Raw genomic sequence first — 14,729 nt, forward strand, 5'->3', positions numbered from 1 at the left:
ATGCTAGATTTAAAAAATTTGCAAAATAATTTTGATGAAGTGGCTAAAAAGTTAAAAAATAAAAAAGTTGATGAAAATATCTTAAAAAAACTTGCTGAACTTTTTGCAAGTTTAAAAAAAGAAAAAATAGCCTTGGAAGAATTTCAAGCTTTTCAAAATAAATTCAGTAAAGAGCTTGCTACAGCCGAAGATAAAGAAAGTTTAAAAGCAAAATTAAGCGAAAATAAAAGCAAAATTAATGAGCAAAGCGCTAAAGTAAATGCTTTAGAAAATGAGCTTGAGGAAATCGCTCATGCCATCCCAAATATCCCTGATGAATGTGTGCCTGTGGGTGAAGATGAAAATGAAAATGTGGAGCTTAAAAAAGTTTTAAATCCACCTAGCTTTGATTTTACTCCAAAAGAACATTTTGAATTAGGCGAGAGTTTAAATTGGCTTGATTTTATGCGTGGGGTAAAAATTTCACAAAGTCGTTTTTGTGTGCTTAAAAATGAAGGAGCTTTATTAAGCCGTGCTTTGGTAAATTATATGATAGATTTTAATAGAAGTCGTGGATTTGAATTTGTTAATGTACCTTTTTTGGTAAATGGTGCTACTATGTTTGGGACGGGTCAGTTGCCAAAATTTAAAGAAGATATGTATAAGGTAGATGATGAGGATTTGTATTTGATCTCAACTTCTGAAATTCCAGTAACCAATCTTTACAGCGGAGAAATTTTAGCGAGTGAAACTTTACCTATAAAAATGACTTGTTATAGTGCTTGTTTTAGAAAAGAAGCAGGCAGTGCAGGGCGTGATACAAGGGGTATTATAAGACAACACCAGTTTGAAAAAGTAGAGCTTGTAAGTATCACTAAACCTGAGCAAAGTGATAGTGTGTTTAATGAAATGCTTGAGTGTGCAAGTGATTTGCTGAGTTCTTTAGGTTTAGCGCATAGACATTTGATGCTTTGCACTGGAGATTTGGGTTTTAGTGCAGCAAAAACTGTAGATCTTGAAGTGTGGCTTCCAGGACAGAATAAATATCGTGAGATCAGCTCGGTTTCAAATTGTCGTGATTTTCAAGCAAGACGCGCTAAAATTCGCTATAAAAACGAACAAGGAAAAAATGAACTCGTCCACACTCTTAATGGCTCATCTTTGGCAGTAGGAAGAACCTTGGTAGCGATTATGGAAAATTATCAAGATAAAGAAGGAAAAATTCATATTCCTGATGTTTTGAAAAAATATTTTTAAAGAGTATAGATGGCTGAACAAGAAGATATAATACTAGAAAAACCCGAAGATGGCTTAAATCAACCAAGACTTGATGAGAGTTTAGAGGGATTTAAAGGGCAAGAGGGGCAAGCTCCAGAAGATGAAGAATTTGCATCATTGCCAGAAGAATTACCTCAAGAAAATAGTGAAAGTGGTTTTAAATTTACAAGAGAAAGTGCGCCTGAAGATGTATCAACTTTTGAAGAAGTTGAAAGTCAAGAGCCTACGCCTTGGTATAAAGATCGTAAGTTTATGTCTCTTGTGGGTTTATCTTTGGGGATTATTTGTATTTTAGTTTTTACACTTTTTTATTTAACTTTTAGTGAAGGAAAAATTAAACCAGATATTATAGCTTCTAAGCCTTTAGAACAACCTGTTATTATGCCTGATGAATCATATAAATACAATGATATGCAAAGAATTGATGGTATGATCCAAAAAGCAAATGCTTTATATTTAAAGGGTGAGGTTGAACAGGCTTTAAAAGTTTATGAGCAAGTTGCCGTATATAATGAATCTTTATCTAATTATAATTTAGGCGTTTCTCAAATGAATGAGAATAAATTCCAAGAAGCTTTTGAAAGCTTCAAGAAAGCTATAGCCAATGGAGAAAATCAAAGTGTAGCTGCTATCAATGCTGCTGTTTGTGCTTTAAAGCTTAATGATAAGGAAAAATTTAGATATTATATTGATTTAGCTCAAGTGTATCTTCCAAAAGAAGGAAAATCAAAATTATATGATTATTATTTAAGCTTGATTAATTATTACAAAGGATATTACCCTGAGGCCTTACAAATGTTACAAAGAACAGATGTGGAGCCGTATTCTGATGTTGCAAAGTATTTGTCTGCTAAAATTTATGCAAAAATGGACTTTGATTCCAAGGCTATACAGCAATTAAATTCTCAAGGCAATTTTGAATCTAGTTTATCTTTAGGTCTTTTATACGCTAGAATAGGAGAATATGCTAAAGCTAAAGTCGCTTTAAGTACAGCGATGAAAATTGAAAGAGATTTTAATCAGAGTTTGGCGGCTTTAACATTGGTTGATATTAAAACAGGAAATTATCAAGATATGTTAGCGCGCTTGCAAAATTCTTATGATAACGATAAAGATAGATATAAGATTTTAGATACTTATAAAATTCAAGTTCGTTTAAATAAGGATCTTTTTAATATAGCAGTTGCTCAAAATTCTTTTTCAAAAGATTTGCTAAAAAAACAAAAAGATCAATTCGATTTGCTTTTTTATTTTGCACCTTATCAGGTTTTTGATAGTAAGCAGGCTGCTTTATATATTAAAAAAGCTAATGTTACAGATTTCGTTGATGATAGTACTGATGCGGGAATTTATCTTAATATAAGCAAGGCTCTTTCATCTACCAATGTAAAAATTGCCAATATTATTAACTATGCATTAAATCAGAAGTTACGCCTTGCTAACCAAGAATTTCAAAAACTTATCAAGGATTATCCAGAACATAGTATTTTACATTATAATTTGGCTTTAACTTATGCCCAAATGCAAAATTATGAACTTGCTTATAAGCATTTTTCAAGTTCATATCATCTTAATCCTAAAAATTACTTAGCAGGTGCTTTTGCTATGTTTTGTGCAAAATTAATTGATATTGATACAACTAAACTTTACAATGAAATTCTTGATAATATAGCTGCTGATTCTAATTTTAAAGCTAATATGCAAAAAAGTATGTTATTTTTAGTTAATAATAATTATATTTCTATGCTTCCTTATTTAGATGAAACAAAAAAAGATACGCCTTTGAGTTTGATTTTTGAAGCTATTGTTGCTAAAAATAATAACCTTAATAATCAAGTAGATGTGAAAATTGCTAAATTGCGTTCAGAGTTGCCTGAAGATATTTTGGCAAATATTTTGTATTTTAATTCTTTAAATTCAAATTTAAATATTAAAGAATATGCTCAAAATGCTCAAATTCATTTTAAAAATTTAAAACTTGATTATCGTAGTGTTTTTGGTGGGCCAAATATAGCTAGGGAATTTTATGTTAATTTAATGCATATTGCAGGGCTTTTAAATTTAGAAAGACAGAAATTTAAAGAGTTGATTAATGTTTCAGGAGCAAAAGATGAGGGTATTTTACAAACTTTAGCTTATTTGGATATTTTTGCACAGCAATACGAGGAGGCTTATGCGCTTTATAATTCTTTGATTGATGATTATGGAGCTAAAGATACTAAAACTTTATTTTTAGCAGCCGTAGCAGCCGTAGGTGCAAATAATCCAAATTCAGCTATAGCGCTTTTGCAGCTTTCTAAACTTACAGATAAAAATAACAAAGAGAGTAAAGCAGCTCTTGGTATGTTGTATCAAGAAGTAAAGAACTATGAAGCTGCGATATCTCAGTATAAAACTTTACCTAATAATTTTAAGAGTGAATTTTTTACTTTTGATATTAATAACAACTAAAAATGCTTAGAAATTTCTAAGCATTTTTAGTTAAGCTTGAAGATCTAGAGTTTTTCCGCCTAGTTCATCAATGCGATCGCTAACTTTTTTAAGTGCCGCATCTATTGTATTTTGACTGATTTGAGGAAGTTCTCCACCCCACATTTTTTCTGCTTGCTCAAATCCTTTTTTCATACCTTCAAGACCTTTTTTCAATTTTTCAACATCGTCGCCACCGCCTTTAATAACAAAATCCGCGATGCGATTGGCTGTATTTTCCACTCCAAAAAAACCATCTTCACTTACAAGTTGTTGAAGTTCATCTGTATTCATATCAAGTGGATTTTTGCTACTGTAGCCTAAGGATGCAAAATCAATATTTGTAAGTATAGATTTCGCAGTATCTAAATTGGCACCATTTAAAAGACTATCTAGTCCAGTTTGGGCATTGCTCGAACCTATTACAGCATTCATTGTTTGCTGTTGAAACTGAACTAGGTAAATTTGTGTAATGCCTTTTCCACCAAGTGCATTTAATTTTTCAAGGGTATTTTTATCTACATCCTTGCTAGAATTAGCACTTTGAACATTTTTGTCTTTTGTGTTTTCCTTAGCATCATCTGCCTTCTTATTGCTAACTTGTGTTCGTGCCATGCTAGCGATATTTGAAAAAGTATTCACTTGCATATTTGCTCCTTTGTGTGAGGCTTTAATTTATATCGACTTTTGACTTAAAAAATTTATAAGGACATTAAATTCCTTATTTTCAAAGGAATTTAATGTTTTATTGTAGATAATAAGCAATTTGCTCTTTATTGAGAATGCGGATAAGATTGCTAGTACCTTCTACTCCTGTTGGAAAGCCTGCAGTTAGAAGATAGCATTTATCTTCATCCATAAAACCTTTTTCAACACTTGATCTTACAGAGTCTTTTAATAATTCTGTAAGTTCATTACTTTTGTTAACCAAGATTGCAGGATTAACTCCCCAAACTATACTTAAAGAGTTTAAGGTTTTTTCAGAATGCCCTACTGCTATGATTTCTATATTTGGACGATATCTCGCAATCTTAATAGCAGATTTTCCGCTACTTGTTAAAGAAAAAATAGCATCAGCGTTAAGATCTGTTGCAAGATGAGCTGAAGAACGCATGATTTTATCTGTATTGTCTAAATCATTAAAATCATTAAATTTGTTATATGGATAGCGTTTTTCTGTTTCTATTATAGTTTGGCACATTATATCAACAGCGTTTGCAGGATCTATACCAACGGCACTTTCTTCACTTAGCATTACTGCATCTGTTCCATCTAAAACAGCATTTGCAACATCTGAAATTTCAGCTCTTGTGGCGGTTTTGCTTTTGGCTAATGAAAAAAGCATCTGAGTCGCAGTAATAACAGGCTTAGAGGCATTGTTTGCTTTTTGTATAATTTCTTTTTGGATATTAGGAACTTTATAATAAGGTACCTCAATACCTAAGTCTCCTCTTGCAACCATTATACCATCGCTAGATTTAATAATCTCATCAATATTTTCTACTGCATCAAATTTTTCAATTTTTGCAAAAATAGATATTTTTGCGTTATTTTGTGCTAAAATTTCACGAACTTCATCAATATCGTGCGCATTTTGTACGAAAGATATTGCTAAAAAATCTACTTCATTTTTTATACCCCAAAGTAAATCATTTTTATCTTTTTGTGTAATAACATCAATATTGATTTTAGTATTCGGAAAATTAATACCTTTATTTGAGTTTAAAAAACCATCATTTTCTATAATGGTTTCAATTTTTTGATTATCTATATTTACTACTTTAGCACGAATTGATCCATCATACAGATAAATATATTCATCAATTTTTAACATATCTAAAATGGATTTTTGATTGATACTGATTTTATAATGATTTTGAGCAATCTTCTCCCCTAAAATTGTTTCACGATAAAAATCAAGTCTATCACCCTTTTTTAATTCAAATGGTTCTTTAAGTTCACCTGTACGAATTTTAGGACCACTAATGTCTTGTAAAATTCCAATACGAGTATGCAATTCTTTAGCTACTCTTCTTATGGTATCTAAGTTTTTTTTATGATACTCATGTGTTCCATGAGAAAAGTTTAAACGGAAAACATTTACACCATTGATAATCATTTGGCGTAGAATTTCTTCCTTTTCACTTGCTGGACCTACTGTGGCTACAATTTTTGTTTTTTTAAGCATGGTAAACTCCTTTTGAAATTATTGTAGCTAAAAATAGAAACAAAATGATTACAATAATTCTGAAGAAAATTTATCTTCGTTAAATTCCATTCCTAGGTAATTACATACAAGCTTTGCATCTCTTTCAGCATTTCCTAGACAACTTGTTGCTCCAGGACTTGGAGTCATATTGAAAATAATACCAGGGGTTTCTGTGATGCTTGCTTCACCTAGCATTAATTCTCCTTTAGTTTTATCAATAACTTGCGGTCTTACGCCTCCAAAACCTTTCGCATAATAAATATCGCTTGCTTTAAGACTTGGGACTATTTTTTTGGCATCTTTAACAAATAAGCTTTTATCAACAAAAGGTAGTTCAAAAAGATAATTATAAAAGATGTAATTTCTAATTGTTGCATCTTTAAACATATTAAAAGTTACTTTTAAAACAGTTTTATCAAGTTTTAGTGCTTCAAAAAATTCTGGAACTGATTTTAGACCATGATAACGTTCTAGTTTTGGAATAACAAGTGCGGTAGGTCCAAAGCGGGTGTTCATATCAGCAAGCAAATCAGGATCTCCATGAAGAGCTGCAAATGGAAGTTTAGGATTTTGCACCATATAAACCTTACCATTTAAAAGTTTTTGTTTGGTTAAATAAAAACTTCCTGCAACAGGCCAACAAGACTTATCCATACCTAAGTTCATTTTATGTGCTAAATATAAAGAGTGCGCTCCAGCATTGACAACTACGCTTTTGGCATGGTATTCTTGATGATTTGAGGTTTTTAATATAAAAATATCATCCTTTTTTTCTATGTGAATAATTTCTTGATTAAAGGCAACGAAAGTATTTTTATTTTGTTTTTGAGCTTGTTCTATTAGATTTATACTCATTTTCCCAAAATCTACAGTTGTAAAAACCTCGCCGCTTTCAACACCCATGGCGCAGATATTTTCAGGTCTATCTTGATTGCAATCTTCTCCTAAAACAACTTTGGGTTCAATTTGTTTGATTTTTGCTTTATCGAAAAATTTTATATAAGGATAAAGTTCTTTAAATTCTTCATAGCGTTTTTTCATATAATCACATTCTATATCTCCAACAGCTAGAGCCATTTTTTGATGAGAAAACATGAAATTATTTTGCGCATTTTGCATGAGTCCATATTTAACTATCATATCAGCTGTTCTTTTTACTTTTCGCGCTTTTTCTAAAGTATAATTGGTTTCAATATCTCCACAATGAATGGTTTGAGAATTACTCGTTCCCTTAGAATTTAATGTTGCAGCTGTATTATATTTTTCTATCAAAGCAATATTTTTAATATTTGTATATCTTGCAAGCTCGTAAAATAATGCTGCTCCTGAAATTCCAGCTCCGATGACAAGCACATCAAATTCTTGTTGGCTCATTGTTTTTCCTTTTTTTATTTTAATAAACTTTTTTCTAAATAGAAGTTTAATTGAATTTGTTTTACAAAAAGTTAAATTTCATTAAGGTTTGATATTAATGAGAATTTTTGTAACATTTTTAATAAAGTAAATTGGGATTTTCTTTTATAATCTTTTTCATTCCTCGAAAGATTAAAAGTTTATCATAAATTGCGTGATCGAAATAATTTGCTAAAAATTGCCCATCTCCACCAGTGAAATAAAGCTTTTTATTTTGAGCGGCATCTTTTATCAGTAGGTAAATTCCTTTAAAAACACCATAACTTAAAGCATCCATGGTTTTTTGTGGGAATGCATCAAGACTAACTTGAGTGTTAAATTCACTTTTTAATCGTGGTGAAATATGGCTATAAATTTTTTTATAATTTGCAATACCTGGCAAGATAAAACCACCAAGATGTATAGAATTAGAAATAATATCAATTGTAATAGCACTACCTGCATCTACAACAACTCCATCTTCAATAGTATAACAAGCTGCTATGCGATCGATTCCTAATCCTTGATAAATTGTATCAAATAAAAAATAAGGTTCAAGATTGATAAATTTTTTTTGATTTTTTAAATGTTCTTTGAGATGTTCATTGACATTGATATAAAAAATTTTTTGTTCATTTTTAAATTCTAAAAACTGATCTATATTAAGAGTAAAATATTTGTTATCATCTAGGAAATTAGCATTTGAATTCCCAATATCACAGAGCAACATAGATATTAAATCCTTTCATTTCTAGATGATTTTTTGCTTTAGAGCAAAGAGAAGCCATACTAAAAAAATATTTGTTATTTATGTTAATTTGCTGTGCTAGATTTTCTAAAAATAAGGCATCTTTCATTAAAAATTTTGTTTTTCCTGTATACATAAAAAGAATGTTATTTTGATCTTTAGCACAAATATAACTTTTTTTTCTAGTCAACATACTTAAGTCATAGGGCTTTAAATTTAATTTTAAAGCCTTTATTGTTTGTTCTAAAATTTTTATCATAGCAAATCTAAAATTTTATCTCCGTAGTAAAATTTACCATTTCCCATGAAAGAAATTTTATCAACAGCTTCTGAAAGTTTAAATACTTGTGCATTATCTAAATTCAGATTCATTTTGATAAGATAGCCTGTTTTTTCAAAAATATATAAATAATTATTGTATATATTGCTTTTTACAAAAATAGCAAATTCAAATTTTTTTTCCGCAATTTTTCTTAAGTTATAATCAGTTTTAATAATAGTGCCATCTTTTTCTAGTATAAAAATACCATCATCGCTAAGTGCAACATCTTTTATGTCAGCGTCAAGATAAAGAGTTCTAGCAGGGCTTACAACAATGATTTTTTTAGCTGTTGCTGCTATAAGTTTATCTCCGATTACACTTAGATGGATTACATTGTTGAAAAAATTTTCTGCTGAAATAACCACATCTTTAATGATTTGAAGATTGTTTCTTGAAAGAATTAAAATTTTACCATCTAGTGTTGGATAAACGATGATATTGTCTAAAAATATAGGATTAGCGGTACGACTGTCTTGGGCTGGAGCTGAGGTTAGGGTTTGACTGAATTTAATACCCAAAGAACGATTTGCAAGAACTATAGTATTGTTTGCAAGTACAAGGGCTAAATCATCTCCATTAGAAGCTACTCCTACAACACTAGCGTCAAATTGAAAATTATAAATTTCATTATAAGAATTGTCAAAAATTTTTAAATTTCCATTATTATCTGCAGTAAAATATTCCCCATCTTGATAAGCTAGAAGCATATAATTTTTAGGAAGTTTAAACTTGTCTATGGAGATATTATTTTTTAAGATAGTTGTATTATTGCTAAGTTTTGCAGAAACTAGATTCCAATCAACGATTTTACTTTTTAAATTGCTATTATGACTTAAATCTCCATCGGTTTGTTTTGGTTCAAAATATTGTCTTTTGGTGCCACAAGCACATAGAAATATTAAACAAAATAGTGTTAAAAATATTTTTTTCATTGTGTAATGCCTTGATAATGTTTGAGGTTTTTAGCTATTTGATTTAAACTTGAATTTTCTTTTATCTGAGAAAGTAAAACATTAGCTTCTTCGATTTTATTTTGCTCTAAAAGTTTGTAAGCTTCTAATAATTTATCATAATTTTTTAAAAATATCGATTTATCCCCTAAAGATAATGCAATAATATTTTTAAGTAAAGTGTTTGTTTGAGCATTATTATAAATTTGTTTTAGTTCATTTTGGAGAGTTGTATTATTAAAATCATTAATATTTTCTTTTAGTAAAAAGATAGCGTAAAGATTGGTATTTTTATTTTTAAGTTGTTCTAAAAGATTTTTATTGCTAGGATCTTGTATTAGATTGGCATAAATTTCATTTGCTTCTTTTGTTTTATAATCGTTTATTTTTGAGATTATAAAATTTCCAGCAAACCAAGCAACTAAAATTATCACAACAGCAGATATATAAAATTTATACTTGCGTATAAATCTCTCTCCTTTGATAAAATTTTCTATAAATTGTTCTTCTGTGTTAAGTTCATTTTTAACAGCTTTTAAATTATCTTTTAGTCCCAAAATTTATCCTTGAAAAAATATTTTTATTTTTGTATAGAAAAATTATAGTATTGTATCATATAAATTGCAAAATATCCTAAACAATTTAAAGCTTTTTATGATATAATTTTCAAAATTTTAACTTTTTTATTAAGGTTTAAGAAATGCAAATAGATGAGAAATTATTAAGCAAGCTTGAAAAATTAAGTGCTTTACAAATAACAAAAAACAGAAATGAAACCATTGCACAGTTAAGTGAAATTGTGAATTTTGTTGAAAAATTAAACGAACTTGATCTAGATTCCCAAGAGATTACTGTGAGTACTATAAAAGGTGGAGCTCCTTTGAGGATTGATGAGATAAGAAATAGCAATGTTATTGATGAGGTTTTGGATTGTGCTCCAAAAAAACAAGAACATTTTTTTGTTGTTCCTAAAATCATAGAATGATTAACTTAGCATTTAGTGCTTATTTGTAGAATAAATTTAAAACAAAAAAAATCAGAGAGTGATTGAAATGAATTTTTATTGGTTTGATGCTTTTATTTTAGGATTTACCTTGCTTTTAGGGCTTAAGGGTATTATCAATGGTTTGATAAAAGAAATTTTTGGGCTTTTGGGTATTATTGGTGGTGTTTTTATTGCTTCAAAATATGCAACTCAAGCAGCTGAATTTATACAAAGTACTTTTTATAAGATAGAAAATCAAAGCTTAGCTGGATTTGCTGGATTTTTGGCCATATTAATTATTTTTTGGATAGCTTGTTTGTTGGCAGGTAATTTTCTTTCTAAGTTGATTAAATTAAGTGGCCTAGGTTTTTTAGATCGTATTGGTGGCTTTATATTTGGCGGGGCAAAAATCTTTTTAATTTTTGCAATTTTAGTTTTTTGTGTAGCAAGAATCGATTTTTTAAATGATAAATTAGATAATTTTGCTAAAAATAGCTATACTTTGAATTTGCTTAAAGAAACTGGATCTTTTATTATGAATCAACCTTTAACAGAAAATAGTCTAGATCATGCTAGTGAAAAGTTGCAAGATATTGTAAGTGATTTAAACAATACTCAAAAAGGGGAGTGATATGCTGATAGAAAATGTGGAATATGATGTTTTACTTGAGAGATTTAAAAAAATATTAAGACAAGGCGGACTTAAATATACTAAGCAAAGAGAAGTGCTTTTAAAAACTCTTTATCACAGTGATACTCATTACACACCCGAAAGTTTATATATGGAAATCAAACAAGCTGAACCTGATTTAAATGTAGGAATTGCAACTGTTTATCGTACTTTAAATTTGCTTGAAGAAGCAGAAATGGTAACTTCCATTTCTTTTGGTTCAGCAGGTAAAAAATACGAGCTTGCCAATAAACCTCACCATGATCATATGATATGTAAAAATTGCGGAAAAATTATAGAATTTGAAAATCCTATTATAGAAAGACAGCAAGCCTTGATTGCAAAAGAACATGGTTTTAAACTTACAGGGCATTTGATGCAGCTTTATGGTGTTTGTGGTGATTGTAATAATCAAAAAGCAAAGGTAAAAATATAAATGTTTGATAATATTTTAGAGCAGCAAAGAATAGAAAAAGCTAAGGAATTAAAAAATTTAGGGATCAATCCTTATCCTCATTTTTTAGAAAAAGAAATGTCTTTAAAGACTTTTAAGGATAAATTTTCTTATATTTTAGAGCAAGTTGAAAAAAGAGATGAAAGTGTCAATGCTGTTGTTGCAGGACGTTTGAAACTTTTGCGTATAGCTGGGAAATCGATTTTTGCAAACATTGAAGATGAGGATACAAATTTACAAATTTATTTTAGTAAAGATAGCGTAGGCGAAGAGCTTTATACGATTTTAAAAAAGAATTTAGAGGTGGGTGATATTGTTTTGGTTAAAGGTTTTCCTTTTGTAACTAAAACAGGTGAGTTTAGTTTACATGCAAGTGAAGTAAAACTCGCTACAAAAGCTATTGTTCCTTTACCTGAAAAATATCATGGATTAACAGATATTGAGCAAAGATATCGTAAACGTTATGTTGATATGATAATGAATGTCGAAGTTAGAAAAGATTTTTTAGTGCGTTCTAAAGTGGTGAGTTTAATCCGTCATTTTTTTGAAAATAAAGGCTTTTTAGAAGTAGAAACTCCTATGATGCATCCGATTGCAGGTGGAGCAAACGCTAAGCCTTTTGTAACTTTTCATAATTCTTTAGGCGTAGAAAGATTTTTAAGAATTGCTCCAGAACTTTATCTTAAAAGACTTATAGTAGGTGGTTTTGAGGCGGTTTTTGAAATCAATCGTTGTTTTAGAAACGAAGGTATGGATTTAACTCATAATCCCGAATTTACAACTATAGAATTTTATTGGGCCTATCATAATTATAAAGATTTAATGGATTTAACCGAAGAACTTTTTGCTTTACTTTTGGATAAACTTAATTTAGGAAAAACAATAGAATTTGATGGAAAAATGATAAATTTTTCTAAACCTTTTGAAAGAATAACCTATAAAGACGCACTTTGTAAGTATGGTGGTTTAGATAGGGATTTAATCGAAGATAAGGAAAAAATTCTTACTAAATTAAAAGCAGATGGTTTTGAAGCGAATGAAAAGCTTGAACTTGGACATTTGCAAGCTGAACTTTTTGACAATTATGTGGAAGAAAAATTGATCAATCCTACTTTTGTGATTGATTTTCCTATTTCCATAAGTCCTTTATCAAGACGTAGCGATGAGGATTCTCAGATTGCTGAGAGATTTGAGTTGTTTATTTGCGGAAGAGAATTGGCAAATGGTTTTAATGAGCTTAATGATCCTCTTGATCAATATGAGAGATTTTTAAAACAAATTGAAGCTAAAAATGCAGGCGATGAAGAGGCTTGTGAAATGGATGAAGATTTTGTAAATGCTTTGGGTTATGGAATGCCTCCAACGGCAGGGCAGGGCATAGGTATAGATAGACTTGTTATGCTTTTGACAAATAAAAAATCCATTCGTGATGTGATATTGTTTCCTGCAATGCGTCCATTAAAATCAGAACTAAAGGAGAAAGAATGAGTTTAGAAATGTTTGATAAAGAAATTTTTGATTTAACAAACAAAGAGTTAGAGCGTCAATGTGAAGGTCTTGAAATGATAGCGAGTGAAAATTTCACTTTACCTGAAGTAATGGAAGTTATGGGAAGTATCTTGACAAACAAATACGCAGAAGGTTATCCGGGTAAAAGATATTATGGTGGTTGTGAATTTGTTGATGAGATTGAAACTCTAGCTATTGAAAGATGTAAAAAACTTTTTAATTGTAAATTTGCTAATGTTCAGCCTAATTCAGGTTCTCAAGCTAATCAAGGTGTTTATGCGGCTTTGATTAATCCAGGTGATAAAATTTTAGGAATGGATTTAAGTCATGGCGGACATTTAACTCATGGTGCAAAAGTAAGTTCTTCGGGCAAAATGTATGAAAGCTGTTTTTACGGCGTAGAACTTGATGGAAGAATTGATTATGAAAAAGTAAGAGAAATTGCTAAAAAAGAAAAACCAAAACTTATAGTTTGTGGAGCTAGTGCTTATGCAAGAGTGATTGATTTTGCTAAATTTAGAGAAATTGCTGATGAAATAGGTGCCTATCTTTTTGCTGATATAGCACATATTGCAGGTCTTGTTGTGGCAGGTGAGCATCCAAGTCCTTTTCCATACGCTCATGTAGTAAGCTCAACTACACATAAAACTTTGCGTGGCCCAAGAGGTGGTATTATTATGACAAATGATGAAGAGCTTGCTAAAAAAATTAATTCTGCCATTTTTCCAGGTATTCAAGGTGGTCCTTTGATGCATGTAATTGCTGCAAAAGCAGTAGGATTTAAATTTAATCTTAGCGATGAGTGGAAAGTTTATGCAAAACAAGTAAGAACTAATGCTCAAGTTTTAGCTAATGTTTTAATGGATAGAAAATTTAAACTTGTTAGCGATGGAACGGATAATCACCTTGTTTTAATGAGTTTTTTAGATCGTGAATTTAGTGGAAAAGATGCAGATTTAGCTCTTGGAAATGCAGGTATTACTGCAAATAAAAATACCGTTCCAGGAGAGATTAGAAGTCCTTTTATCACAAGTGGATTAAGACTTGGAACTCCAGCCCTTACTGCCAGAGGTTTTAAAGAAAAAGAAATGGAAATTGTGTCAAATTATATTGCAGATATTTTAGATGATGTTAATAATGAAAAATTACAAGAGAATATTAAACAAGAATTAAAAAAACTTGCAAGTAATTTTATTATTTATGAAAGGGCTATGTTTTGATTTCACCAATGGATATGTCGCTAATTAAAATAATTGGCGATCATTATTATATAAGACGCGATAAAATTGTAAATAAAATTACACATAGAGGTCGCTTATTTTTTGATAAATTTGAAAGAGTTGATGCTCCTTTAAATTTAAATGTCATGAGAGAACACGCTGCTAAAAAAATTGTTGTCGCTCATGATTTAATAACAAAAGATAATAAAGTAGAAAATATTGTCTTTGATTATAATGGTTTTAATGCTGAAAGATTTTATCACCGTGCACAACTTATTTTAAGAGAAGAAGGTTTTATAAATTTCACAGCCTATAAGACTAAAACTCCAGGACATTTACATCTTTATATTCACAAAGGACACACGGCGTTAAACGAAGGTTATTCTTTAGCGTCTAAACTTTCAATGATGTTTGCAAGTAAAATGCCAGTAGAATGGAAGGTGTTTCCTAGCATGGATGTACCTAGGGAATTTAATATTTTAATATTGCCTTATGAGGTTTATCAAAAAGAACGAGGAAGTTCTTGGTCTAAGCATATGTAAGA

15 protein-coding genes are annotated in these 14,729 nt (G+C 30.0%); 8 read left to right on the forward strand and 7 right to left on the reverse strand.

Annotated elements, in window-relative coordinates; genetic code table 11:
* Both serS and pflB read left to right on the forward strand, forming a co-directional pair.
* Entirely contained in the window at window positions 1–1,236 is a 1,236-nt protein-coding gene (gene serS, locus FBF02_RS01875) for a serine--tRNA ligase (protein ID WP_002858681.1), read from the forward strand.
* Window positions 1,237–1,245: 9 nt separating this feature from the next.
* The gene (gene pflB, locus FBF02_RS01880) at window positions 1,246–3,708 is read left to right on the forward strand and encodes a motility protein PflB (RefSeq protein WP_002858651.1); all 2,463 of its coding nucleotides are present in this window, start codon (window positions 1,246–1,248) and stop codon (window positions 3,706–3,708) included.
* A gap of 30 nt (window positions 3,709–3,738) precedes the next feature.
* Here pflB and FBF02_RS01885 read toward each other — a convergent pair whose 3' ends face one another.
* From FBF02_RS01885 to FBF02_RS01915, 7 genes are all read right to left on the reverse strand, one after another.
* The gene (locus FBF02_RS01885; RefSeq protein ID WP_002858686.1) at window positions 3,739–4,374 is read right to left on the reverse strand and encodes a hypothetical protein; all 636 of its coding nucleotides are present in this window, start codon (window positions 4,372–4,374) and stop codon (window positions 3,739–3,741) included.
* Between the two features lie 97 nt (window positions 4,375–4,471).
* Window positions 4,472–5,914, reverse strand: a complete 1,443-nt coding sequence (gene pyk, locus FBF02_RS01890) for a pyruvate kinase (protein ID WP_002858708.1) — start codon at window positions 5,912–5,914, stop codon at window positions 4,472–4,474.
* A 48-nt stretch (window positions 5,915–5,962) separates the two neighbouring features.
* A complete protein-coding gene (locus FBF02_RS01895; RefSeq protein ID WP_002854402.1) occupies window positions 5,963–7,309 on the reverse strand; it encodes an FAD-dependent oxidoreductase in 1,347 nt (448 codons plus the stop codon).
* Between the two features lie 118 nt (window positions 7,310–7,427).
* Window positions 7,428–8,057 (reverse strand): type III pantothenate kinase, encoded by a 630-nt coding sequence (locus tag FBF02_RS01900; protein WP_002858714.1) that lies wholly within the window; start codon window positions 8,055–8,057, stop codon window positions 7,428–7,430.
* Entirely contained in the window at window positions 8,044–8,334 is a 291-nt protein-coding gene (locus FBF02_RS01905; RefSeq protein WP_002858698.1) for a hypothetical protein, read from the reverse strand. The genes FBF02_RS01900 and FBF02_RS01905 overlap by 14 nt, the downstream gene beginning before the upstream one ends.
* Window positions 8,331–9,329 carry a lipoprotein gene (locus tag FBF02_RS01910; protein ID WP_002858656.1) on the reverse strand — a complete coding sequence of 333 codons (999 nt, stop codon included), beginning with the start codon at window positions 9,327–9,329 and terminating at the stop codon, window positions 8,331–8,333. The genes FBF02_RS01905 and FBF02_RS01910 overlap by 4 nt, the downstream gene beginning before the upstream one ends.
* The gene (locus FBF02_RS01915) at window positions 9,326–9,904 is read right to left on the reverse strand and encodes a hypothetical protein (RefSeq protein ID WP_002851102.1); all 579 of its coding nucleotides are present in this window, start codon (window positions 9,902–9,904) and stop codon (window positions 9,326–9,328) included. The genes FBF02_RS01910 and FBF02_RS01915 overlap by 4 nt, the downstream gene beginning before the upstream one ends.
* Before the next feature lie 143 nt (window positions 9,905–10,047).
* Here FBF02_RS01915 and gatC point away from each other — a divergent pair, with 143 nt between their 5' ends.
* From gatC to FBF02_RS01945, 6 genes are all read left to right on the forward strand, one after another.
* Window positions 10,048–10,332, forward strand: a complete 285-nt coding sequence (gene gatC, locus FBF02_RS01920; RefSeq protein WP_002858734.1) for an Asp-tRNA(Asn)/Glu-tRNA(Gln) amidotransferase subunit GatC — start codon at window positions 10,048–10,050, stop codon at window positions 10,330–10,332.
* A gap of 67 nt (window positions 10,333–10,399) precedes the next feature.
* On the forward strand, window positions 10,400–10,963 hold the full coding sequence (locus tag FBF02_RS01925) for a CvpA family protein (protein ID WP_002858643.1): 564 nt from the start codon (window positions 10,400–10,402) through the stop codon (window positions 10,961–10,963).
* 1 nt (window position 10,964) lies between these two features.
* Window positions 10,965–11,438 carry a Fur family transcriptional regulator gene (locus FBF02_RS01930; protein ID WP_002854230.1) on the forward strand — a complete coding sequence of 158 codons (474 nt, stop codon included), beginning with the start codon at window positions 10,965–10,967 and terminating at the stop codon, window positions 11,436–11,438.
* Window positions 11,439–12,944 carry a lysine--tRNA ligase gene (gene lysS / locus FBF02_RS01935; protein ID WP_002858694.1) on the forward strand — a complete coding sequence of 502 codons (1,506 nt, stop codon included), beginning with the start codon at window positions 11,439–11,441 and terminating at the stop codon, window positions 12,942–12,944.
* A complete protein-coding gene (locus tag FBF02_RS01940) occupies window positions 12,941–14,185 on the forward strand; it encodes a serine hydroxymethyltransferase (RefSeq protein ID WP_002858710.1) in 1,245 nt (414 codons plus the stop codon). Before lysS ends, FBF02_RS01940 begins: the two co-directional genes overlap by 4 nt.
* Complete coding sequence (locus FBF02_RS01945) at window positions 14,182–14,727, forward strand: DUF1882 domain-containing protein (RefSeq protein ID WP_002859481.1); 546 nt, start codon at window positions 14,182–14,184, stop codon at window positions 14,725–14,727. The genes FBF02_RS01940 and FBF02_RS01945 overlap by 4 nt, the downstream gene beginning before the upstream one ends.
* The last annotated feature ends 2 nt before the right edge of the window (window positions 14,728–14,729 follow it).

The organism is Campylobacter sp. CFSAN093226, assembly GCF_012897595.1.
Taxonomy (GTDB): domain Bacteria; phylum Campylobacterota; class Campylobacteria; order Campylobacterales; family Campylobacteraceae; genus Campylobacter_D; species Campylobacter_D jejuni.